The 20,673-nt window shown below is 71.0% G+C and carries 17 protein-coding genes, 1 tRNA gene and 2 pseudogenes; 13 read left to right on the plus strand and 7 right to left on the minus strand.

The window, feature by feature from the left end:
• Window positions 1-49: 49 nt before the first annotated feature.
• Window positions 50-1,606 (minus strand): PP2C family protein-serine/threonine phosphatase, encoded by a 1,557-nt coding sequence (locus tag GFH49_RS19080; protein ID WP_155057280.1) that lies wholly within the window; start codon window positions 1,604-1,606, stop codon window positions 50-52.
• 491 nt (window positions 1,607-2,097) lie between these two features.
• On the opposite strand from GFH49_RS19080, the gene GFH49_RS19085 reads away from it, so the two are divergent.
• Window positions 2,098-2,763 (plus strand): bifunctional DNA primase/polymerase, encoded by a 666-nt coding sequence (locus tag GFH49_RS19085; RefSeq protein ID WP_155057281.1) that lies wholly within the window; start codon window positions 2,098-2,100, stop codon window positions 2,761-2,763.
• 56 nt (window positions 2,764-2,819) lie between these two features.
• Window positions 2,820-3,353 carry a hypothetical protein gene (locus GFH49_RS19090; protein WP_155057282.1) on the plus strand — a complete coding sequence of 178 codons (534 nt, stop codon included), beginning with the start codon at window positions 2,820-2,822 and terminating at the stop codon, window positions 3,351-3,353.
• A gap of 269 nt (window positions 3,354-3,622) precedes the next feature.
• On the opposite strand, the gene GFH49_RS19095 is transcribed toward GFH49_RS19090, so the two are convergent.
• From GFH49_RS19095 to GFH49_RS19105, 3 genes are all read right to left on the minus strand, one after another.
• On the minus strand, window positions 3,623-4,588 hold the full coding sequence (locus GFH49_RS19095; protein ID WP_155057283.1) for a DUF5926 family protein: 966 nt from the start codon (window positions 4,586-4,588) through the stop codon (window positions 3,623-3,625).
• A 110-nt stretch (window positions 4,589-4,698) separates the two neighbouring features.
• On the minus strand, window positions 4,699-5,337 hold the full coding sequence (locus tag GFH49_RS19100; protein WP_155057305.1) for an ATP-binding protein: 639 nt from the start codon (window positions 5,335-5,337) through the stop codon (window positions 4,699-4,701).
• Between the two features lie 129 nt (window positions 5,338-5,466).
• Window positions 5,467-6,294, minus strand: a complete 828-nt coding sequence (locus GFH49_RS19105; RefSeq protein ID WP_155057284.1) for a glycerophosphodiester phosphodiesterase — start codon at window positions 6,292-6,294, stop codon at window positions 5,467-5,469.
• 346 nt (window positions 6,295-6,640) lie between these two features.
• Between GFH49_RS19105 and GFH49_RS19110 the strand changes: the two genes are divergently transcribed.
• Window positions 6,641-8,401, plus strand: coding sequence for a trypsin-like peptidase domain-containing protein (locus GFH49_RS19110; RefSeq protein ID WP_155057285.1), 1,761 nt, complete (start codon window positions 6,641-6,643; stop codon window positions 8,399-8,401).
• A 169-nt stretch (window positions 8,402-8,570) separates the two neighbouring features.
• Window positions 8,571-8,655: transfer RNA gene (locus tag GFH49_RS19115), tRNA-Ser, on the plus strand.
• 88 nt (window positions 8,656-8,743) lie between these two features.
• On the opposite strand, the gene GFH49_RS19120 is transcribed toward GFH49_RS19115, so the two are convergent.
• The 3 genes from GFH49_RS19120 to GFH49_RS19135 all read right to left on the minus strand — a co-directional run bounded on the left by GFH49_RS19120 (window position 8,744) and on the right by GFH49_RS19135 (window position 11,473).
• Window positions 8,744-9,808 carry a CU044_5270 family protein gene (locus tag GFH49_RS19120; RefSeq protein WP_155057286.1) on the minus strand — a complete coding sequence of 355 codons (1,065 nt, stop codon included), beginning with the start codon at window positions 9,806-9,808 and terminating at the stop codon, window positions 8,744-8,746.
• The gene (locus tag GFH49_RS19125) at window positions 9,805-10,449 is read right to left on the minus strand and encodes an RNA polymerase sigma factor (RefSeq protein WP_155057287.1); all 645 of its coding nucleotides are present in this window, start codon (window positions 10,447-10,449) and stop codon (window positions 9,805-9,807) included. Before GFH49_RS19125 ends, GFH49_RS19120 begins: the two co-directional genes overlap by 4 nt.
• 157 nt (window positions 10,450-10,606) lie before the next feature.
• The gene (locus tag GFH49_RS19135; protein ID WP_155057288.1) at window positions 10,607-11,473 is read right to left on the minus strand and encodes a bifunctional DNA primase/polymerase; all 867 of its coding nucleotides are present in this window, start codon (window positions 11,471-11,473) and stop codon (window positions 10,607-10,609) included.
• Between the two features lie 366 nt (window positions 11,474-11,839).
• Here GFH49_RS19135 and GFH49_RS19140 point away from each other — a divergent pair, with 366 nt between their 5' ends.
• The 9 genes and pseudogenes from GFH49_RS19140 to GFH49_RS19180 all read left to right on the plus strand — a co-directional run bounded on the left by GFH49_RS19140 (window position 11,840) and on the right by GFH49_RS19180 (window position 20,576).
• Window positions 11,840-12,163: a hypothetical protein gene (locus tag GFH49_RS19140; RefSeq protein WP_155057289.1), complete on the plus strand. Its 324-nt coding sequence runs from the start codon at window positions 11,840-11,842 to the stop codon at window positions 12,161-12,163.
• 262 nt (window positions 12,164-12,425) lie between these two features.
• The gene (locus tag GFH49_RS19145; protein ID WP_155057306.1) at window positions 12,426-13,601 is read left to right on the plus strand and encodes an acyl-CoA dehydrogenase family protein; all 1,176 of its coding nucleotides are present in this window, start codon (window positions 12,426-12,428) and stop codon (window positions 13,599-13,601) included.
• A gap of 113 nt (window positions 13,602-13,714) precedes the next feature.
• Window positions 13,715-14,647, plus strand: a complete 933-nt coding sequence (locus tag GFH49_RS19150) for a bifunctional MaoC family dehydratase N-terminal/OB-fold nucleic acid binding domain-containing protein (protein ID WP_155057307.1) — start codon at window positions 13,715-13,717, stop codon at window positions 14,645-14,647.
• Window position 14,648: 1 nt separating this feature from the next.
• Window positions 14,649-15,221 (plus strand): annotated as a pseudogene (locus tag GFH49_RS41560) (acyl-CoA dehydrogenase family protein); the annotation flags it as partial.
• Window positions 15,222-15,647: 426 nt separating this feature from the next.
• Window positions 15,648-16,127, plus strand: a pseudogene (locus tag GFH49_RS41565) (acyl-CoA dehydrogenase family protein); the annotation flags it as partial.
• Complete coding sequence (locus GFH49_RS19165; RefSeq protein WP_196218052.1) at window positions 16,124-16,519, plus strand: hotdog family protein; 396 nt, start codon at window positions 16,124-16,126, stop codon at window positions 16,517-16,519. The pseudogene GFH49_RS41565 and the gene GFH49_RS19165, both read left to right, overlap by 4 nt.
• A complete protein-coding gene (locus GFH49_RS19170; protein WP_155057291.1) occupies window positions 16,516-17,679 on the plus strand; it encodes a lipid-transfer protein in 1,164 nt (387 codons plus the stop codon). The genes GFH49_RS19165 and GFH49_RS19170 overlap by 4 nt, the downstream gene beginning before the upstream one ends.
• Window positions 17,680-18,046: 367 nt before the next feature.
• Window positions 18,047-18,595 (plus strand): SigE family RNA polymerase sigma factor, encoded by a 549-nt coding sequence (locus tag GFH49_RS19175; RefSeq protein ID WP_155057292.1) that lies wholly within the window; start codon window positions 18,047-18,049, stop codon window positions 18,593-18,595.
• A 340-nt stretch (window positions 18,596-18,935) separates the two neighbouring features.
• A complete protein-coding gene (locus tag GFH49_RS19180; RefSeq protein WP_155057308.1) occupies window positions 18,936-20,576 on the plus strand; it encodes a long-chain fatty acid--CoA ligase in 1,641 nt (546 codons plus the stop codon).
• The last annotated feature ends 97 nt before the right edge of the window (window positions 20,577-20,673 follow it).

Raw genomic sequence — 20,673 nt, forward strand, 5'->3', positions numbered from 1 at the left:
CAGGCAGGTACTCAGCACGAGCAGACAGCTACTCAGCACGAGCGGGCATTTACTCGAAACGAGCGGCCAGGAGTACGACATCCTCCGCCCAGTCCGCCCCCGGTCTCGAATTCGCTCGACCGGGAGGTGCCCCCACGTCCCGCCCGTCCGGCAGCACGGTCCGCAGGATGTGGTCGGCGATCGCGTCGGGGTCCCGGCGCAGGCTCCTCGGTACGCCGGCCGCCGCGGCGTGCAGCCGGGCGAAGGCGCGGTCGGTGGGGTCGCCGGTTCGGTGCAGCAGCCCGTCGGTGTACAGCAGTACCGTCTCCCCGGCTTCCGCCTGCAGCTCCACGCTCGGCGCCTCCCAGCAGGCGAGCATCCCCAGCGGCGCGGACACGGACGTCTCCACGAACTCCGTGCGCCGCTCGCCGATCAGCAAGGGCGGGGTGTGACCCGCGCCGGCCAGCGTGATCTTGCGCAGCGCGGGCTCGCAGTAGGCGAACAGAGCGGTGGCGGACCGGGCGGGCTCGGTGAGCCTCAGGAGCAGCTCCAGGTCCGACAGCACGGCGACCGGGTCCTCGCCCTCCATCACCGCGTACGCCCGCAAGGACGCCCGCAGCCGTCCCATCGCGGCGACGGCGCTGGGGCCGGAGCCGGTCACCGAGCCCACGGCCAGGCCGAGTGCGGCGTCCGGCAGCGGCAGCGCGTCGTACCAGTCGCCGCCGCCGCGCGGGCCGGTGCGGTGCCGGGCGGCGAGCTGCATGCCGGCCACCCGCGGCAGCCGTGAGGGGAGCAGTTCCTCTGCCATCGTCGCCATGCACGCGCGCGTGCGCTCGACTTCGACCAGCCGGGCCAGGTGTTCGGTGGCGTAACGGACATACAGACCGACGAGGTGGCGCTGCCGCTCGACCGGCTCGGCGGGCTCGTCGTAGAGCCATACGACCGCACCGAGGCGGCCGGCGGTGGCCGTGGACAGGGGGAGCGTGTAGCTCGCGGCGTAGCCGAGGCGCGCGGCGACCTCGCGGTGGCGGGGGTCGAGGCCGTCCTCGGCGAACAGGTCGGGCTGGGCGATGCCGTCCTCGCCGCCGGGCAGACCGTCGAGGATCCGCCCGAAGGGCATCGCGCCGCGCGGCACGGTCTCGATGTGGCCGAGATCGGCGCGGGCCAGACCGAGGCCGATGGTCGTGTCCGGTCCCAGCCCGTCGCCGGGTTCCAGCGCGACAAGACCGCGCCGGGCGCCCACGAGGGCGGAACCGGCGCGCAGCACTTCCTGGAGGGCGTCCGCCAGTACGGCTGTGCGGGCCAGGCGTTCGGTGAGTTCGTGGAGGGTCGTGAGGTCCGAGACCCAGCCGGCGAGGCGGTCCTGGAGCAGTGCGCCGGGTGGGTGCGGGGCGGGGACGGCTGGGCCGGCTGCGTTTTCGGAGGCCGAGGACGCGGGCGCGACAGTGTGTGCGGGCGAGGGAACCGTTGAATCGATTCCAGCCACTTTCGGAGCGTGAGGGGCGTTCATGGCGTCCGGCTTTCCGACCGGTGCGTATTGCTCGATAGCATCGCAAACCCCCATGTCATTCTGCGCCGCTAGCAGTGTCTCCACATGTACACGCACTCGTGAGGGGATGTCCAGCATTGTCCTGCTGGGATTCCTGGTGTCCGTGGGATTTCAGCAGACCTCTTGCGTAATAGCGAAGTTGGCTCAAAACTGCCTCGGGTAACGGTCTATTGCGGTCGACTGGCCTTGCTCCACGGAGCGTCACAGCGGTCGTGATGGGTACGTACTCGGTGAAGGCCAGGGGTGGTTGGGAATCACCCGGAACCTGGCGACGGACCCGGGCGTCTTAGCCACCGACGGCCGTGCCCCATCCTCCCGTGGCGGAGGCGAAGAGAAACACGCGCGACAGCAAAACGCCAGACTTCGCCACCCCACGCCACGCCCGTGCTTTTGATAGACGCAGTATGGACGAGGCTGCCGCGGAAGCAGCAACGCTCGGCCCATAGGGGTTCCCCATGCCTGAGGCAGGGGTGTGATGCGCCAATAGGTACGCACAGTGAAGTGATCGACACATGGTGTGATGTGGTCCACGGTGTTGCCAGCGGTGCAACGGAAAGGAACGAGCGCTCATGCGCGAGATCCTCGGAAGGCGACGCAGGCTCCTGTCCCAGCGCAGTGACGGGAGGCCTGACTTGATCAGCGCGGCCCTGACCTTCGCCACCGAATGGCAGTGGCCCGTACTCCCGGGCGTGGCGGCGGACCCGCAGGGGCGCTCCCGCTGCGCCTGCCCGGACCCGGGCTGCACGGTGCCCGGCGCACACCCCTTCGACCCCGGCCTCCTCGCAGCCACCACTGACGCCCGCATGGTGCGCTGGTGGTGGACCAACCGGCCCGCCGCGCCCATCGTCCTGGCCACCGGCGGGACGGCTCCGTGCGCGGTGTCGCTGCCCGCCCTGCCGGCCGCCCGTGCCCTGAGTGCCCTCGATCGCAGGGGCATGCGCCTCGGCCCGGTCGTGGCCTCGCCCACCCGGTGGGCGCTGCTCGTGAAGCCGTACTCCATGGAGCAGCTGGGTGAACTGCTGTACGCCCAGGACTTCGTCCCCGGTTCGCTCCGCTTCCACGGCGAGGGCGGCTATCTGGCGCTGCCGCCGTCCGAGACCGGTCAGGGGCAGATCCGCTGGGAGCGCGCACCGCTGCCCGGCTCGGCCTCCCCGTGGGTGCCCGACGTCGAGGCCGTGGTGGACACCGTGGTCGAGGCCCTCACTCGTACGGGTGTGAGCGCGCCCGAGTTGTAGGGGTGTCGGGCACGCACGGAACCGAGCACCCCAATCCGGTCGATATCGTCCCCTTCATGAATATTCGCCTGATCGCCCTCGCGGGCGTGGTGGCATGCGCGATCGCGCTGCCACTGGCTGTTGCGTCCGCGGGGCCCGTGGGCGACCAGGACCACGAGGCCGTACGACCCTCCCGCCGGCCGGACGCCAAGGCGCCCTCCCCCGAACCCGCCGACGTGCCGGGGCTGCTCGGCCTGGGCCTGGCCACCGCCGCCCGCTGCGGCCCCGAACTCACCTCGCCCGACGGCATCGAGGCGCAGACCTGTGTGATGACCCAGGGTGAGGACACCTGGGCGCGCACCTACTACCGCAATGCGAGCGGGGACGCGCTGGACTCGGTGCTCAGCCTCATGGGGCCCGGCGGTCGCACCATGCAGATGCGCTGCCCGATCGGCGCCGACGACGAACCGGCCACCTGCGAGACGCCGCGGGAACGGACGCAGGGCGACTTGGGTGCCTACACGGCGGTCGCGGAGTTCGCGTCCCGGGCCGGCGAGGGGCCGCTGCTGCTGCGCTCGGGGAGCAACTCCGGGGCTTCTGCGGGCCGTTGACGCGCGGCGCATCACTTCCCCTCGCGCCCGGCTTCGCACCCTCGCCGGGACGGGCGCATGGAAAGACCCGGTTGCTGGCGACGGGGGATGCACCAGCAACCGGGCTACTGGAACGGTAACAAGAGATCGGCTGTTCGCAAATTCGATCTCTCGTTTTGCTCGGCTATTCGGACACCGACTCGCCTGCCGGGCCGGGGAGTTGTGGACGGAGCCAGCCGTTCCGTCAAGGCTCGCTCCGGCCGGCCGCCCGGCCGGCCGGAAGCCGTGGGTCAGCTGAGCGTGACCTGTCGGTTGGTGAGGCCGCCGCGCGCGCGGCGCTCGTCCGCGGTGAGCGGAGCGTCCGTGGCCAGCGCGGTGGCCAGGCGTTCGGCGAACTCGGCGGCCGGCTTCTCGATGTCCTGTGCGGTGACCTCGCTCGGCAGGTCCCAGACCGGGACGGTGAGCCCGTGAGCACGGAAGGAGCCCACCAGCCGGGTGCCCTCCCCGAGGCTGGACCGCCCGGCCGCGTGCAGCCGAGCGAGAGCGTCCAGCAACTGCTCTTCCGGGTGCGGCATGACCCACCGCAGGTGGTTCTTCTCCGGCGTCTCGCACCAGTACGCGGCATCCACGCCGGTCAGCTTCACGGTCGGGATGGCCGCGGCGTTGGCCCGCTCCAGGGAGGCGGCCACCTCAGGAGTGGCGTTCTCCGCGTCCGGGACCCAGAACTCGAAGCCCGAGTGCACGACTGGCTCGAACGCGCCTTCAGGGGCGAGCAGATCCTGCAGCCGCGGACCGTCGGTGGGCGCCCGGCGACCCTGCACGGGAGTGCCGGGCTTGGCGGTGAGGGCCTGCTGGAGGGTGTCGGCGAGGTCGCGGCTGATGTCTCCGGACGCCGTGTCGTTCTGCAGGCCGAGCAGGACCGTGCCGTCGTCGCGGCGGAGGGCGGGCCAGGCCATCGGCAGGACCGTGGTGAGCGTGACCGACGGGACGTCCTTGGGCAGACCGTCCTTGAGTGTCAGTTCCACGGTCGCGGCCGGGACCAGCTCACGCAGCGCCACCCAGTCGCATTCCCCCGGAAGGCCCTCGAACGGGCGGTGCACCAGCTCGGTCACCGCGTGTGCGGCGGCCCGGCCGTGGCACGCCTTGTAACGGCGGCCGCTGCCGCAGGGGCAGGGCTCACGGGCACCGACGACCGGGATCTCGCCCTCGGTGAGCTGTGGCCGCGGGGCCTTCGTCTGGGGTCGCTTCTTGGCCATCGTGGTGTCTCCCGGTTACGGCTCGTGTCGTACGGCGGGAGCCTAGCCGTTCACGCCACGGCCGACGGGGACCTGTGGACAACCTGCCGGGGTCGTGTGGAATCGGGGGTTCAGTCCAGGTCGTCGAAGGCGTTCGCAAAGTCCAGGTCGGCCATCGCGGACACCCGTGGAGCGGCGACACGCGTGGCGAAGTCGTCGCGCCGGTGGCCGGTATCGGTGTCGTGCACGTCGCGGTGGACCACGACCCACACCGTGACCTCGCCGCGGGCGTCGTCCCGAACGCCCCAGTCGTCGGCCAGGGCGGTGATGATGTTCAGCCCGCGGCCGCCGTGTGCGGTGACCGAGGGCGTGGCCGGAGCCGGGCGGGTGGGCCCACCACCGTCCGTCACCTCGACGGTGAGCCTGCCGCGCCGGTCCACCCGCCATGCGGCCCGGACGTCGCCGTCCCCGGCCAGGGCGTCACCCAATGGCCGACCGTGCTTGCACGCATTGCTCAAGAGTTCGGAAAGAATCAATACGGCATCGTCGATGACCGATTCCGCCACGCCACCCGTGCGCAACTGAGCGCGCATACGGTGTCTCGCTTCCCCCACGCCCGCAGGGCCATGGGGTACGGCCATGCTCGACGACGTGGGCACCTCCTGTGCCACCACCAACGCCACCCCCGAGACCTCCTTTGCCCCACGCCACGGTGTGGATGCCCCATTGGCCTGAACCGGAAACCGGCCAGGGAACGTTCGGCGACGCATTCGCAACGATCGAGTACGGATCGAACGCGCCGGAGCACTCCCTGTAACCATGTGGCTGGAATTCGCCGGTGTGGCCGAGACTGGAGGATGCTGTAAGCGGTCTGCGGGGGTCAAGCTTCGTTTCATGGATCACCGACCGAGTCGGCGCAGCACCTCGCGCGGGCGGTTGGTGATGATGGAGTCGATGCCCAGGTCGATGCAGAGATCGACGTCCTGCGGTTCGTCCACGGTCCAGACGTGCACCTGGTGGCCGGCCCGCTTGAGGCGCTCGACGTAGGCCGGATGGTTCCGCACGATCCGGATCGAAGGGCCCGCGATGTGGACACCCGTGGGCAGCCGTCCGTCGCGCAGCCGGGGGGAGACGAACTGCATCAGATAGACCGTCGGCAGGGTCGGTGAGGCGGCCCGTACGCGGTGCAGTGAGCGGGCCGAGAAGCTCATGATGCGTACCTGGGACTTCGCCGGTGTGGCGGGCGCGTCCAGTCCGAAGCGCTTCAGGAGCAGCAGCAGCCGCTCCTCGACCTGGCCCGCCCAGCGGGTGGGGTGCTTGGTCTCCACGGCCAGCTCGATCCGTCGGCCGCTGTCGGCGATGAGTTCGAGCAGCCGCTCCAGGGTCAGCACGGAGGTGTCCTCCGGGTCCTCGGGCAGGTGCTCCCAGTCGGGTTCCTCGTCCCGCGTCCGCCAGGAGTCCCGGTGTTTCCAGGAGCCGAAGTCCAGGGCCGCCAGGTCGGCGAGTTCCAGCGCGGAGACCGCTCCGCGGCCGTTGGAGGTGCGGTTGACGCGGCGGTCGTGGACACAGACGAGATGGCCGTCGGCGGTCAGCCGCACATCGCACTCAAGGGCGTCCGCACCGTCCTCGATCGCCTTCCTGTATGCGGCCAGGGTGTGCTCGGGAGCCTCTTCGGAGGCCCCGCGGTGGGCGACGACTTGAATCCGGTGCTGCCGTGCAGGGGTCACCGCGTCATGGTGCCACCGCGACGGGGTAGACGTGACCGCGAGACCCTGGTCCGCCGTGCACGCGCGCGTGGCGGGACGCGTGCATGCGCGCGTGGCAGGTCGGGGTGGTGGGACAGGGTGGCGGGACAGGGGCGCGGAGATGCGCATAACGCCGCCCGAAAGGTCCAATATAAAGGATGGTCTCACACCCACAGCGACCGCTTATGGTGCTCTGACGGCCCGTGGGAAAAGCTGTCGGCAGACAAAAAAGCACATGCACAGCTGAATCGCGCCGGACCGATGACAAGCGTGACGCGTGTGACCGAGTGCGACCGAGGACAACAGCCGTGGATCGAGGAGAAAAGCTGTGAGCACCGAGAACGAGGGCACTACGGTACCCCCGGCCCCGTCCGCACCTCCCGTGCCGGTGGAATCTTCCGCAGCTTCCGCGCCGACGGCTCCCATACCGTCGGTGCCCGCGGGCGCCCCGGACGATGAACCAGCCCGCACCGCGACGGCCCATGCATCGGCCGAAGCCCCGGGCCCTGGCACTTCCCAGGGCGGCGGTTCCGCCCCGGACGCTTCCTGGCCGCCCCCGCCGCCGACCACCTCGTCGTTCGCGGAAGGTGGTGCGTCGGCCGGAGCGCCGGGCGCCGATACCTCGCAGGGCGGCGGTTCCGCCCCGGATGCTTCCTGGCCACCTCCGTCGCCGACCACCTCGTCGTACGCGGATGGTGACGCGTCGGGTGCCGCGGCCGATGAACCGGCCCGCACCGAGCCTGCCCACGTGTCGGCCGGAGCGCCGGGCCCCAACACCTCGCAGGGCGGCGGTTCCGCCCCGGATGCTTCCTGGCCGTCCCCGCCGCCTGCCACCCCGTCGTACGCGGACGGCGGTGCCTCGGGAGCGGGCTTGTACGCCGATGAGGGCGCTGGCGGGGGCTCGTACACCGACGACGGCGTCGGAGGGGGCGGCTCCGGCTGGGGTGCCGGCTTCCCGCCGCCCGCTCCCAAGCCGCGCAGCAGGCGCGGTGGTCTGGTCGCCGCGATCCTGGTGGCCGCGCTGGTCGCGGGCGGCATCGGCGGCGGCCTCGGCTACACCCTGGCCGAGAACAACGACAGCTCCGACTCCTCCACCACCGTCACCGCCTCCGACAGCGGCGGCTCCGTCCAGCGCGATGCGGACACGATCGCGGGCGTCGCTCAGCAGGCCCTGCCGAGCACCGTCACCATTGAGGCCGAGAGCAGCAGCGGCGAGGGTGGCACCGGCACCGGCTTCGTCTTCGACAAAGAGGGCCACATCCTCACCAACAACCACGTGGTGGCCGACGCGGTCGACGGCGGCAAGCTGACGGCGACCTTCCCGGACGGCAAGAAGTACGACGCCGAGGTGGTCGGCCACGCGGCGGGCTACGACGTCGCGGTCATCAAGCTCAACGACGCCCCGTCGAACCTGAAGCCCCTGACGCTGGGCAACTCCGACCAGGTGGCCGTCGGCGACTCCACCATCGCCATCGGTGCCCCCTTCGGTCTGTCCAACACGGTGACGACGGGCATCATCAGCGCCAAGGACCGCCCCGTGGCCTCCAGCGACGGCACCGGCAGCAACGCGTCCTACATGAGCGCCCTGCAGACCGACGCCTCGATCAACCCGGGCAACTCCGGCGGCCCGCTGCTGGACGCCCAGGGCAACGTGATCGGCATCAACTCCGCGATCCAGTCCTCCGGCAGCAGTGCCAGCGGCCAGTCCGGCTCGATAGGGCTGGGCTTCGCCATCCCGATCAACCAGGCCAAGTACGTCGCACAGGAGCTGATCGAGACCGGCGAGCCGGTCTACGCGAAGATCGGCGCGTCCGTCTCCCTGGAGGAGACCACGGACGGCGCGAAGATCACCGAGGAGGGCGCCAGCGGCTCCGACCCCATCGAGTCGGGCGGCCCCGCCGACGACGCCGGCCTTGAGCCCGGCGACATCATCACCAAGCTCGACGACACGGTGATCGACTCCGGCCCCACCCTGATCGGCGAGATCTGGACCCACAAGCCCGGCGACAAGGTCAAGATCACCTACGAACGCGACGGCAAGAGCCGCACTGCGGACCTCACCCTGGGCTCCCGCGTCGGAGACAGCTGATCCCCGCGCACGTGCCACCGAGGCACTGACCGCCGCCGCGCCGCCGATGAACGGCGGCGCGGCGGCGGTCTGCCCGAACGGCTCCAGCAGCCCCCTTGTGGACCACGCCCCCGCGAAACGCCCGAGGCCGGTACGCTGTACCCGCTCCGCCCCTGGTGGGCAGGGGCGAGGTGGGTTGCCCGAGCGGCCTAAGGGAACGGTCTTGAAAACCGTCGTGGCGCGAGTCACCGTGGGTTCAAATCCCACACCCACCGCAGATCAGCGCGGGAACGCGCCAAAGGGGTGCCCCCCTGAGAGCTGAGAGGGGCACCCCTTTGCGTGTGTGCGCGGGAGTGGTGTGGGTCAGTTGCCGGACGTGACGGGTTTTGTGCCGTGCTGGTCGACGACCGTGCGCCGGATGACGGCGTTGGTGCCGTACAGGATGTCGGCTTTGCTGCCCGCCGTCCTTTCCCTGGCCATGTACGAACGCGAGCCGAGGTAGGCCAGCGTCTGCTTGTCGAAGATCCACTCGTCACGGGTCGCGGAGGCCGGGTCCTCGCGGGTGATGCCGATGCCGTGCCGCCCGGCGGCGTCGACCGCGTCGGGGATCTCGGTCACGCCGGGGATCATGGCGGCTGCCTTGTAGAGGGCGGAGGCGTTGGCAGGCGGCATGATCGCCTCGTCGAGCAGATCGCCGATCTTGTTGAAGACGGCCTGCTCCTTCGACTCGTCGTCGCTCACCCGGGTCTGGGCGTAGAGGAGTTCGAGCAGGGCGCCGGGGTCGGTGGGCAGCGAGGCCAGCCACTGGTACGTGGGGCGGTCGATGCCCGCCGGGACGGCAGTGGGGGACTCGATGGGGATGGTCTGGCCGGGCATCACGGCATCCTTCCCGGATTCGCGCAGCCATCCACTGGTGGCGACGGGGTCGGCGGCCTGCGAGATCCAGACCTCCCGCGTGTGCCGGGCACCAAGCCGCACCGGCCCCTCGAACGTGCCCGCGTTCGAGCGGATCAGGCTCTCCACGTACACGAACTGGCCGTCCTTCACCGGCGTCGCGGTGGTCGCCATGGACGCGGCGGCGATGCGGTCGAGCGTGACGGACGCGCTGTTCGCCCCGGCCTCTGTGGTCGCGGGCCTGGTTCCCACCGCCGGCGCGGAACCGTTTCCGCCGCCGGAGAGCGTGACGACCAGTGCCCCGGCCAGTGCCGTCGCCGCGACGGGCAACACCACGGCCGTACGCGGGAATCGGCGTCGGGGCGCCGGGGGCGCCTGGGTGGGGGCGGTGCTGTCGCGGTCGATCCGCTGCATCAGAACGTCCTTGAAGTGGAGGTGTCTGCTCGGCGGGAGGTCCCATTCGGCCGGGGCTGACAGCAACTCCTCGGCCTCACTCCGGGCGGACCCGGCGCGCGGCAGGTTGTCGGCGTTCACGGGGTTTCCTCCTGCAGAAACAGGGCCGCGAATGCGGCCTCACCCTCTACCTCTCCGCAACGGTCGGGCGGTTCCGCCCGGTGCTCGGGTGGGCCGGAGCTCAGCTTGGCAAGCCGTGCGCGGGCGCGGGACAGCCGCGAACGCACGGTGCCGACCGGAACGCCGAGAGCCTGGGCGGCCTGCTGATAGTCCAGCCCGGCGGCCACGCACAGGGCGAGCACCTCCCGGTCCTGGCGGCGCAGCCGGCTCAGCGCGCGATGGACCACCGCGAGACGGCGTGCGTCGTCGATCCGGCCGGCCGCCTCGTCCGCGAAGTCCTCGACGGGAGGCGGGGCCGGGGTGCGGGCCAGGAAGGCGAGCCGGCGGCGCACGCCACGGTTGGCATTGCGGGCCTTGTGCGTGGCGATGCCGAGCAGCCACGGTTTGAGCGATCCACCCTCCGGGTCCACGGTCCGCCGGGTACGCCAGGCGGCGAGGAACGTCTCCGACATCGCCTCCTCGGCCTCCGACCAGTCACCGGTCAGCCGCAGGGCATGGTTGTAGACCGCGCGCGCGTGCTGGTCGTACAGCTCGGCGAAGGCCTCACGGTCCCCTGCCCGTATGCGCGTACGTACTGACTCGCCTTGTTCCGTTTCCCTCACACTCGTAACTCTCCGATGGCCGCCGCGGGTTCCTGTGGCCTGCGCCACACAATGGCACGGCTGCCAGTGCTGGAGGTACTGGAGGTACTGGAGGTACTGGAGGTACTGAAGGCACGGTCGGCACTGCTGACGCTGCTGCCTCGGTGGGGGTGCGTCATCATGGCTGATGCCCCGTCATACGCGCCGCCGACGCGATCGTGGCGCGGGCCTCGCGTTCGCCGAGGCCGGCGTTGAGGGCTGCCTCGACCAGCGGTTCTACGAGGTCGGGGCCGATGCCGTCCTCGTAGGCGCGGCAAGCCGCCCAGAACAGGCGGGTGTTGCGCTGTCCCTCGTGGGCGGCGAGGACGAACTGGACGAGGCCCTGGCCGTGTCCCCCGGTCGTCGGGGGTGTGAGGTGGTGGGTGCGGGGCGGTGGGAGCAGCAGGCGCAGGAGGGCGGGCGGGCAGGCCGCGGGGGCGAGGTGCGTGGTGCCGGGGGCGGTGCTGTAGATGCCGTACTCGGTGCGGGAGCCGGGGCCGACGAGGTAGCCGCCGGCACCCCGGATGTCGATGCCGGGCGCCAGACGGCTCGCGGAATTGGGGACGACGATGTCCGGGGGGCCGCTGAGCCACAGATGGCGGCCGCCGCTGGGGGTCAGGACGACGACGGTGTCGGGGATCGTGAACAGGTGTCGCAGGGCCAGTTCGCGCAGGGCCGCCGAGGAGTCCGCGCCCGACTTGGTGTCCAGGTCGACGCCGATCAGGTGGTGCGGGGGCAGACCGCAGGCGATGCCGTAGCCGGTGGCCCAGGGTGCGGCGGCGAACAGTTCGCGGATGCGCGCCGGGTCGGTCGAGGCGTCGTACACGCCGTGTCCGAAACGGCCGCATTCGCCGTGGCAGAGGGGTGGGGCCGGGTCGTCGCGGTGGGGGGAGCGCAGGGCCGGGAGTTTCGTCCGGGACAGGGGGATGACGGCCAGTCCGCGTTCCGCGGCTGACAGGGCGTGTGCGAGGGCCAGCGTCGTGGCCTGCCGGTCGGTGGTGGCCATACCTCCATGCTCGTACAGGTGTTCGAAAAAGGGAAGGGGGGCCGGGTGCGACTCGCCGGGGTCGGCAGGTTGGCCGGAAACGCGTCGGAACGCTTCACCCCTTGTGGCGCTTGGGACGGAGGTGCCGGGCCTGCCCTGCCCTGGGGGTGAAGGCAACCAAAGGGGTTTATCGACTTGTCATCACGCTTCAGGGCGAATAGGGGCTTCCGGGGTGGTTCGCCGGGGATTCGGTGGGCAACTCTGATCTTGCGACGTCGTGCACAGCACCGAGGCGGATGGCCAACTGCCTTGGTACAAGCCGTACTTCACGTACCACGCGCACTTTCGGCCCGACAGCCGGTGCGTACCTTGTTCTGGAGGAACAACATGGCAAGCATCCGTACCGTCCGCGTCATCGCCGCCGTCTCCGCCCTTCCGCTCGCCGCGGCCCTCTTCGCCGGCGTCGCGACGGCGGACACCGGCGCCCTCGCGGACGACGGATCGATCGCGGCCGTCACCAAGGCCTCCGCCGGCATCATCGGCAGCGGTGTCGGCGGCGACAACAACGGCAACTCGTCCACCACGCAGCAGCAGGCGGTAGGCGACGGCGCCTCGAACCAGAGCAACACCGCCCAGGTCGACGGCTCCGCCTTCACGGCCATCAACCAGGGCAACGAGAACGTCGCAGTCAACTTCGCTCCCCTCTGGTGAGACCGGGCGGGCCGGCCCCCGGGCGCCGGTCCTGAACTCCCTTGTGGGGTGTGCTCTGTGGGGTGGTAACACGTCCGCGCGGCGGTGCTTCGGCACCGCCGCGCAGGCGTTTTCCCTCTGCGGCAGGCGTCTTCCTTCTGCGGCAGGCGTTCGCCGTCTGAGTCAGGCGCTTTTCGCGGGAGCGTGACGACCTTGACAGACCGTCATATCTGACGGACAGTCAGAAATCCTCGCCCGTACGATGCCCCGGAGGGCCGTCATCGTGCACCTCGCCCCCACCGAGCGCCAGCAGCGACTGCGTGCCGAGCTGCGCGGGTACTTCCGTGACCTCATGCCGGACGGGCCGCCCCCGGCGGACGAGCACGCGCGCGTGCGTGCACTGCGACGCCGTATCGGCGCGGACGGCTGGCTGGGACTCGGCTGGCCCGTCGAGTACGGCGGCCAAGGCCGGGGCGCGGACGAGCAGTTCGTCTTCTTCGACGAGGCGTACCGGGCGGGCGCACCCGTCTCGATGGTCACCCTGAACACGGTCGGGCCGACCCTGATGAAGTACGGCAGCGAAGAGCAGAAGGCGACCTTCCTGCCGGGCATTCTGCGCGGCGAACTCGTCTTCGCGATCGGCTACAGCGAGCCGTCGGCCGGGACCGACCTGGCGTCGTTGCGAACCCGGGCGGTACGGGACGGCGCCGGCGACTGGCTTGTCGACGGCCAGAAGATCTTCACCTCTGGCGCCCAGCACGCCGACTGGATCTGGCTGGCCTGCCGCACCGACCCCGACGCCCCCAAACACCGCGGCATCTCGATCCTCCTCGTCCCCACCGACGCCCCCGGATTCTCGTGGACGCCGATCGAGACGGTCGGTGGGCAGACCACTACGGCCACGTACTACGACGCCGTCCGCGTCCCGGCCGGCAACCTTGTCGGCGCGCGGAACGAGGGCTGGACGCTCATCACCAACCAGCTCAACCACGAGCGGGTCGCCCTCGCCGCGCTCGGCATGCAGGCCGAGGACTTCTACACGGCTGCGCTGAAGGCCGTACGCACCCCCGATCCGGTGACGGGAAGGCGCCGGGTTGACGAGCCGTGGGTGCGATCTCAGCTGGCCGAGGCGCATGCCCGGCTGGCGGCATCGCGCCTGCTCAGCTGGCGTTTGGTGGGGAATGTGGGGGCGGGCCGCCTGGCGCCAGGAGACGCGAGCGGCGTGAAAGTCGCGGGAACTGAATCGGCGGTGGCTACGTACCGAATATGTCAGCACGTGATCGGGACGGACGGGCTGGCGGGGCTGGTTCGTCCGGGGTCGCCGGGGGCGTTCGGGGACGGCGAGCTGGAGCGGCTGAACAGGGCGGCGCAGATCAACACGTTTGGGGGCGGGGTGAGCGAGGTGCAGCGGGAGATCGTCGCGACGATGCGGCTCGGGATGACGAGGGGGCGGCGGTGAAGGGGCAGGGGGACGGAGCAGGGGACGGAGCAGAGGGACTTGGCAGGGACGGGGGTGAGCGAGGTGCATACGGAGCAGGGACGGGGGTGAGCGAGGTGCATGACGAGCTGTGGATGAGCCTGAAGGCGTACGAGGGGCGGGCGACCGCCGTCGGGCGCGCGGGCAAGGATCCCGTCAACGAACCGATGATCCGGCACTGGTGCGAGGCGCTCGGCGACACCAACCCGGCGTACTCGGGAGCGGACGCCATCGCCCCGCCCACCATGCTCCAGGCATGGACCATGGGCGGCCTCTCCGGGCATACGGGACGCTCCCAGGCGTACGACGACCTGCTCACCCGCCTCGACGAGGCCGGCTGCACCTCGGTCGTCGCCACCGACTGCGAACAGGAGTATCTGCGCCCCCTGCGGCCCGGCGACGAGATCACCTTCGACGCGGTGATCGAGTCGGTGTCGGACCGCAAGACGACGAAGCTGGGCACGGGCTATTTCGTCACGACCCGCATGGACGTCCGGGTGGGACCGGACCTGGTCGGCACCCACCGCTTCCGCATCCTCAAGTACGCCCCCCTGCGGAAGACACCGACGGCCCCGACGGCCCCGAAGGCCCCCCGCCCCCGCCCGGTGATCAACCGCGACAACGCCGGCTTCTGGGAAGGAGTCGACCGCCATCGGCTCCTCATCCAGCGGTGCACCGGCTGCTCGACCCTGCGTTTCCCCTGGCTGCCGGGGTGCAACGCATGCGGCGGCCTGGACTGGGACACGGCGGAGGCGAGCGGCGAGGGCACGGTCTATTCGTACGTCGTGGTGCACCATCCGCCGTTCCCGGCATTCGCGGAGTCCGCTCATGCAGCCGATGTGGCGGGCCCGTACGCCGTCGGCCTGATCGAGCTGGCGGAAGGCGTGCGGATGATCAGCAACGTGGTGGGGGTGCCGTACGACAAGGTCCGCATCGGACTGCCGGTACGGCTCGAATTCCGGCGGCATGAGGATCCCGGCGGCTCGTTCGTGCTGCCGGTCTTCCGCGTCCACGGAGGCGAGGTCTGACATGGACTTCACGCCCACGCAGGAGCAGGCCGCCGCCCAGGAGCTGGCCGCGCGGATCTTCGGCGACCTCGCCACGCACGAACGGCTGACGGCCGCCGGCGCGGGCAGCGATCCGGAGCTGTGGAAGGCACTGTGCGCCGCAGGACTCGTCGGCGCCGTCCAGGAGGTGGGCCTGCTGGGCCTCGTACTCCTCCTGGAGGAGCAGGGCCGCACGACGGCCCAGGTGCCTTTCGCCGCCACCTGTGTGTACGGGCTGCTGGCGGTGTCGGCCCACGGCTCGGCGGAGCAGCGGGCGCGGCTGCTGCCGGGGATCATCGACGGCTCGGTGGTGGTCAGCGGGGGATTTCCGGCGCAGGGAGGGGTACGGGCGACTGCGGGCGGCGAGCTGACCGGCACGGTCCCCGTCGTGCCCTGGCTGCGTGACGCCACGCATGTCCTGGTGGCCGACGCGGACCGGAAGCTGTGGCTGGTGCCGACCGCCGGCCACGCGGAGTGTCAGCCGGTCGAACTCACGGCGCCCTGGGCGGCAGGGCGGCTCGTGCTGGAGCGCACCGAAGCCGAGCGGCTTGGTGGGCTTGGTGGCAAGCGGCTTGGTGGGGCCGGTGATGGGCGGCTTGGTGGGTCCGGTGCCGGGGGGCTCGGTGGTCGCGGTGCTGGGCGGCTTGGTGGATCCGGTGCCGGGGGGCTCGGTGGTCGCGGTGCTGAGCGGCTCGGCAGGCCCGGTGCCGAACGGCTCGTCGGCGTCGGCGCAGCACGCCGCGGCGGACCCGATGGCGGCGCCGCGCACCTCGGCGGACCCGATGGCGGCGCCGCGCACCTCGGCGGATCCGATGATGGCGCCGCGCACCTCGGCGGATCCGATGATGGCGCCGCGCACCTCGGCGGATCCGATGATGGCGCCGCGCACCTCGGCGGACCCGATGATGGCGCCGCGCACCTCGGCGGACCCGATGATGGCGCCGCGCACCTCCGCGGATCCGATGGCGGCGCCGCACACCCCGGCGGACCCGACGCGTACGCCGACGTCCTCGCCACCGCCCGCACCGCCTTCGCGGGTCTGCAGGCCGGTGTCTGTGCCGGTTCCCTCGCGCGGGCCGTGGCGCACACGAACACCCGGGAACAGTTCGGGCGACCGCTTGCCACCAAGCAGGCCGTCCAACTCCGGGCAGCGGACGCGTATATGGACACGGAGGCGATACGGGTGACGGCGTACGAGGCGGCCTGGCGGCGCGACACCGGGCTCCCCTACGCCTCGCATGCGCTGACCGCCGCCTGGTGGGCGTCCGAGGCGGGCAGCCGGGTCGTACACGCGGGCCAGCATCTGCACGGCGGTGCGGGAGCCGACCTGGACCATCCGGTGCACCGGCACTTCCTGTGGGGCCGGCAGCTGGACGCGTATCTGGGATGTGGCCACGAACTGCTTCAGGAACTGGGCGAGTTGATCAAGGATGGGGAGGTGGCCGAGGCATGGGATCGGTGAGGACCGGCGACCGACTGCCGCCGCTGGAGATCGAGATCACCCGCACGCTCATCGTGGCCGGAGCGATCGCCTCCCGGGACTACCAGGACGTGCACCACGACGCGGAGCTGGCCCGCCGGAACGGCTCCCCGGACATCTTCATGAACATCCTGACCACCAACGGCCTGGTGGGCCGCTACATCACGGACCACTTCGGCCCGACCGCCGTGCTGCGCAAGGTGGCCATCAGGCTGGGCACGCCCAACTATCCGGGGGACACCATGGTCTTGACGGGGACGGTCGAGGAGTTCGACGGCGACACGGCGACGGTTCGGGTGGTGGGGGACAACGGCATCGGCAGACACGTGACCGGCACGGTGACCGTCACCGTACCGATGCAGGGTGCGCGATGAGCGCCCGAACCCCGGACGCCCTCGGCGGGCGGGCCGCGATCGTCGGCATCGGCGCCACCGAGTTCTCCAAGGACTCGGGCCGCAGCGAACTCCGGCTGGCCGTGGAAGCGGTGCGGGCCGCGCTGGACGACGCGGGGCTGACACCGGGGGACGTGGACGGGATGGTCACGTTCACGATGGACACCAGCCCGGAGATCACCGTGGCCCAGGCCTGCGGGATGGGCGAGCTGACCTTCTTCTCGCGTGTGCACTACGGCGGCGGGGCGGCCTGCGCGACAGTGCAGCAGGCGGCGCTCGCCATCGCCACAGGTGCGGCCGAAGTGGTGGTCTGCTACCGCGCGTTCAATGAGCGGTCGGGCCGGAGATTCGGCTCCGGAGTGCGGCACCGGGAGCCTTCGGCGGAGGGCGCGGCGCTGGGCTGGTCCCTGCCGTTCGGGCTGCTCACCCCGGCCTCCTGGGTGGCGATGGCGGCCCAGCGGTATCTGCACGCCTATGGGCTGACCCCGGAGGTGTTCGGTCAGGTGGCCGTCGTGGACCGCAAGTACGCGGCGACCAACCCGGCGGCGTACTTCCACGGCAGACCGATCACGCTCGCCGAACACGCGGCCTCGCGCTGGATCGCCGAACCGCTCAGACTGCTGGACTGCTGTCAGGAGACGGACGGCGGTCAGGCCATCGTCGTCACCTCCGTGGAGCGGGCCCGCGACCTGCCGAACCCGCCGGCCGTCGTCGCGGCCGCGGCCCAGGGCGCGGGGCGCGCACAGGAGCAGATGACCAGCTACTACCGGGACGACCTGACCGGCCTGCCGGAGATGGGCGTGGTGGCCCGTCAGCTGTGGCGCACCTCCGGGCTCGCCCCGGCCGACGTCGACGTGGGGATCCTGTACGACCACTTCACACCGTTCGTGCTGATGCAGCTGGAGGCGTTCGGGTTCTGCGGAAAGGGTGAGGCCGCTGATTTCATGGCGGAGGAACGGCTGCCGGTCAATACACACGGGGGACAGCTGGGGGAGGCGTATCTGCACGGGATGAACGGGATAGCGGAGGGGGTGCGGCAGCTGCGGGGCACATCCGTGAACCAGATACCGGGGACCGGACGGGTCCTGGTGACCGCGGGGACGGGTGTGCCGACGTCGGGGCTGGTCCTGGCGGGAGCGTGAGGCAGACGCCGCGCGGCACCCTGGCATCGGGGTCGCCGCGCCGGCATGGGCACCCTGGCATCGGGGTCGCTGCACTGGCGTGGGCCCCTGGCATCGGGGTCGCTGCACTGGCGTGGGCTTCCCGGCACCGGATTGCCGCGCTGGCATGGGCACCCTCGCACCCGGGATCGCCGCGCCGGCATGGGCACCCCGGCATGGGTATCCCGGCACCGTGGTCGTAGCCCCCAGGGGTAAACCCGCAGTACGTGTCCTCCTACGGTCCACCCTCAGGAGGTGCCGTCGGCGCCACCCCTACAACCTGAGGGGGAGTGCGCTTCGGGACCTGCGGCCGATCCGCCGGAGAGGGAGTCGCTCATAGCGTGGAGTCATGACCAGAACCGTCTGCACCAGCGCTTCCCACGCCGCGACGCGGTCGCTGACGTACCCGTCGTTCTCGTCGTACGTCAAGGCGCGTCAGCCGGTGCTGCTGCGTACCGCCCGGTCGCTCACCGCGAACCCGAGCGACGCGGAGGATCTGCTGCAGACGGCGCTCACCAAGACGTATGTCGCCTGGGAGCGGATCGAGGACCACCGTGCGCTCGACGGCTATGTGCGCCGGGCTCTGCTGAACACCCGAACGTCGCAGTGGCGCAAGCGCAAGGTCGACGAGTTCGCGTGCGACGAGCTGCCGGAGCCCGAGCCGGTCCCCGGCGGGGACGACCCGGCCGAGCAGCAGGCGCTGCACGACGCGATGTGGCGGGCGATCTCCAAATTGCCCGCACGGCAGCGCGCGATGGTCGTCCTGCGGTACTACGAGGACCTCAGCGAAGCCCAGACGGCCGAGGTGCTCGGCGTCTCGGTGGGCACGGTGAAGTCGGCGGTGTCCCGCGCCCTCGGCAAGCTGCGCGAGGACCCGGAGCTGGGGCTGGTCCGCTAGGGGCCTCTACGGCGTTCGGAGGTTCGGACGTTCGGCGCGGTGGTGCGGGGGCGTTCGGGCTGTCGGGCTGTCGGGCACAAGGATGCCTGACGTGCTGTGGCCTGTACCGTTCCGCCGTCCCGCCGTCCCGCCGTCCCGCCGTCCCGCCGTCCCGCCGTCCCGTTACGGTGAAGGGCGCCTGGTGCGCCGTACCGTCCCACCATGGTGAACACAAGGTGACGTGATTGACGTGATCGATCACCCGCGCCTGGTGACATACCCCGCGGTATGTGAGCAGAATCAGCCCAGCCCTTACTACCGCGTAGGCAATGTCGCCCGGGAGGACGCCGTGCTGAGCACCATGCAGGACGTACCGCTGCTGATCTCAAGGATCCTGACCCACGGGTCGGCGATCCACGGCACATCGCAGGTGATCACCTGGACGGGCGAGGAGCCCCACCGGCGGTCCTTCGCCGAGATCGGCGCCCGAGCGGCCCAGTTGGCGCACGCCCTGCACGAGGACCTCGGGGTCGCGGACGACGAGCGCGTGGCGACGATGATGTGGAACAACGCGGAGCACGTCGAGGCCTACTTCGCGATCCCCTCCATGGGCGCGGTCCTGCACACCCTCAATCTGCGCCTCCCGGTCGAGCAACTCGCCTGGATCGTGAACCACGCGGCCGACCGGGTGGTGATCGTCAACGGTTCGCTGCTGCCGTTGCTCGCCCCGCTGCTGCCGCACCTCAAGACGGTCGAGCACGTGGTCGTGTCCGGCCCCGGCGACCTGTCGCTGCTCGCGGACGTCACCGCGCAGGTGCACACGTACGAGGAGCTGATCGCCGGGAAGCCGACGACGTACGAGTGGCCGGAGCTGGACGAGCGCCAGGCCGCGGCGATGTGCTACACCTCCGGGACGACCGGCGACCCCAAGGGCGTGGTGTTCAGCCACCGTTCGATCTACCTGCACTCCATGCAGGTCAACATGGCCCAGTCGATGGGCCTGACCGACCAGGACATCTCGCTGGTCGTGGTCCCCCAGTTCCACGTCAACGCCTGGGGCCTGCCGCACGCGACCTTCATGACCGGCGTGAACGTGCTGATGCCGGACCGCTTCCTGCAGCCCGCCCCGCTCGCCGAGATGATCGAGCGCGAGAAGCCGACGCACGCGGCCGCCGTCCCCACCATCTGGCAGGGCCTGCTCGCCGAGCTGACCGCCCGCCCACGTGACGTCTCCACCCTCACCCAGGTCACCATCGGCGGCTCGGCCTGTCCGCCCTCGCTGATGGCGGCGTTCGACAAGCTCGGCATGCGGGTCTGCCACGCCTGGGGGATGACGGAGACCTCCCCGCTCGGCACCATCGCCCGCCCGCCGGCCCACGTGGTCGGCACCGAGGAGGAGTTCGCCTACCGCCTCACTCAGGGCCGTTTCCCCACGAGCGTCGAGGCCCGACTCACCGGCCCCGCCGGCGAGCGTCTCCCCTGGGACGGCGAGTCGGCGGGCGAGCTGGAGGTCCGCGGCCCCTGGATCGCCGGCGCCTACTACAACGGCCCCGACTCCGAACCCCTGCGCCCCGCCGACAAGTTCAGCGAGGACGGCTGGCTGAAGACGGGCGACGTCGGCACGATCTCCGCCGACGGCTTCCTCACCCTCACCGACCGCGCCAAGGACGTCATCAAGTCCGGCGGCGAGTGGATCTCCTCGGTCGAGCTGGAGAACGCGCTGATGTCCCACCCGGACGTCGCCGAGGCCGCCGTCGTCGCCGTCCCCGACGAGAAGTGGGGCGAACGCCCGCTCGCCACGGTCGTACTGAGGGAGGGCGCCACGGCCGACTTCGAGACCCTGCGCACCTTCCTCGCCGGCGAGGGCAAGATCGCCAAGTGGCAGCTCCCGGAGCGCTGGACCATCATCGAGGCCGTCCCGAAGACGAGCGTCGGCAAGTTCGACAAAAAGGTCCTCCGAAGGCAGTACGCCGACGGCAAGCTGGACGTCACCAAGCTCTGACGGACGGGGGCGTACGCCGGGCAGGGCACCCGCCTTCCTACGTTCCCTGCTCGGCGGGCGCCCGCCTCACCGCCGTATCGGACGCGGACGCCCGAAC

This window comes from Streptomyces blattellae (assembly GCF_009709555.1).
In the GTDB taxonomy this organism is placed as follows: Bacteria; Actinomycetota; Actinomycetes; order Streptomycetales; family Streptomycetaceae; genus Streptomyces; species Streptomyces blattellae.

Bases quoted from the DNA above. Each gene is read 5' to 3' on its own strand.
- GFH49_RS19080 (WP_155057280.1), bottom strand. From the start codon at position 1,606: ATGCTGGACATCCCCTCACGAGTGCGTGTACATGTGGAGACACTGCTA.
- GFH49_RS19085 (WP_155057281.1), top strand. From the start codon at position 2,098: ATGCGCGAGATCCTCGGAAGGCGACGCAGGCTCCTGTCCCAGCGCAGT.
- GFH49_RS19090 (WP_155057282.1), top strand. From the start codon at position 2,820: ATGAATATTCGCCTGATCGCCCTCGCGGGCGTGGTGGCATGCGCGATC.
- GFH49_RS19095 (WP_155057283.1), bottom strand. From the start codon at position 4,588: ATGGCCAAGAAGCGACCCCAGACGAAGGCCCCGCGGCCACAGCTCACC.
- GFH49_RS19100 (WP_155057305.1), bottom strand. From the start codon at position 5,337: ATGCGTCGCCGAACGTTCCCTGGCCGGTTTCCGGTTCAGGCCAATGGG.
- GFH49_RS19135 (WP_155057288.1), bottom strand. From the start codon at position 11,473: ATGGCCACCACCGACCGGCAGGCCACGACGCTGGCCCTCGCACACGCC.
- GFH49_RS19140 (WP_155057289.1), top strand. From the start codon at position 11,840: ATGGCAAGCATCCGTACCGTCCGCGTCATCGCCGCCGTCTCCGCCCTT.
- GFH49_RS19150 (WP_155057307.1), top strand. From the start codon at position 13,715: ATGAGCCTGAAGGCGTACGAGGGGCGGGCGACCGCCGTCGGGCGCGCG.
- GFH49_RS19170 (WP_155057291.1), top strand. From the start codon at position 16,516: ATGAGCGCCCGAACCCCGGACGCCCTCGGCGGGCGGGCCGCGATCGTC.
- GFH49_RS19175 (WP_155057292.1), top strand. From the start codon at position 18,047: ATGACCAGAACCGTCTGCACCAGCGCTTCCCACGCCGCGACGCGGTCG.
- GFH49_RS19180 (WP_155057308.1), top strand. From the start codon at position 18,936: ATGCAGGACGTACCGCTGCTGATCTCAAGGATCCTGACCCACGGGTCG.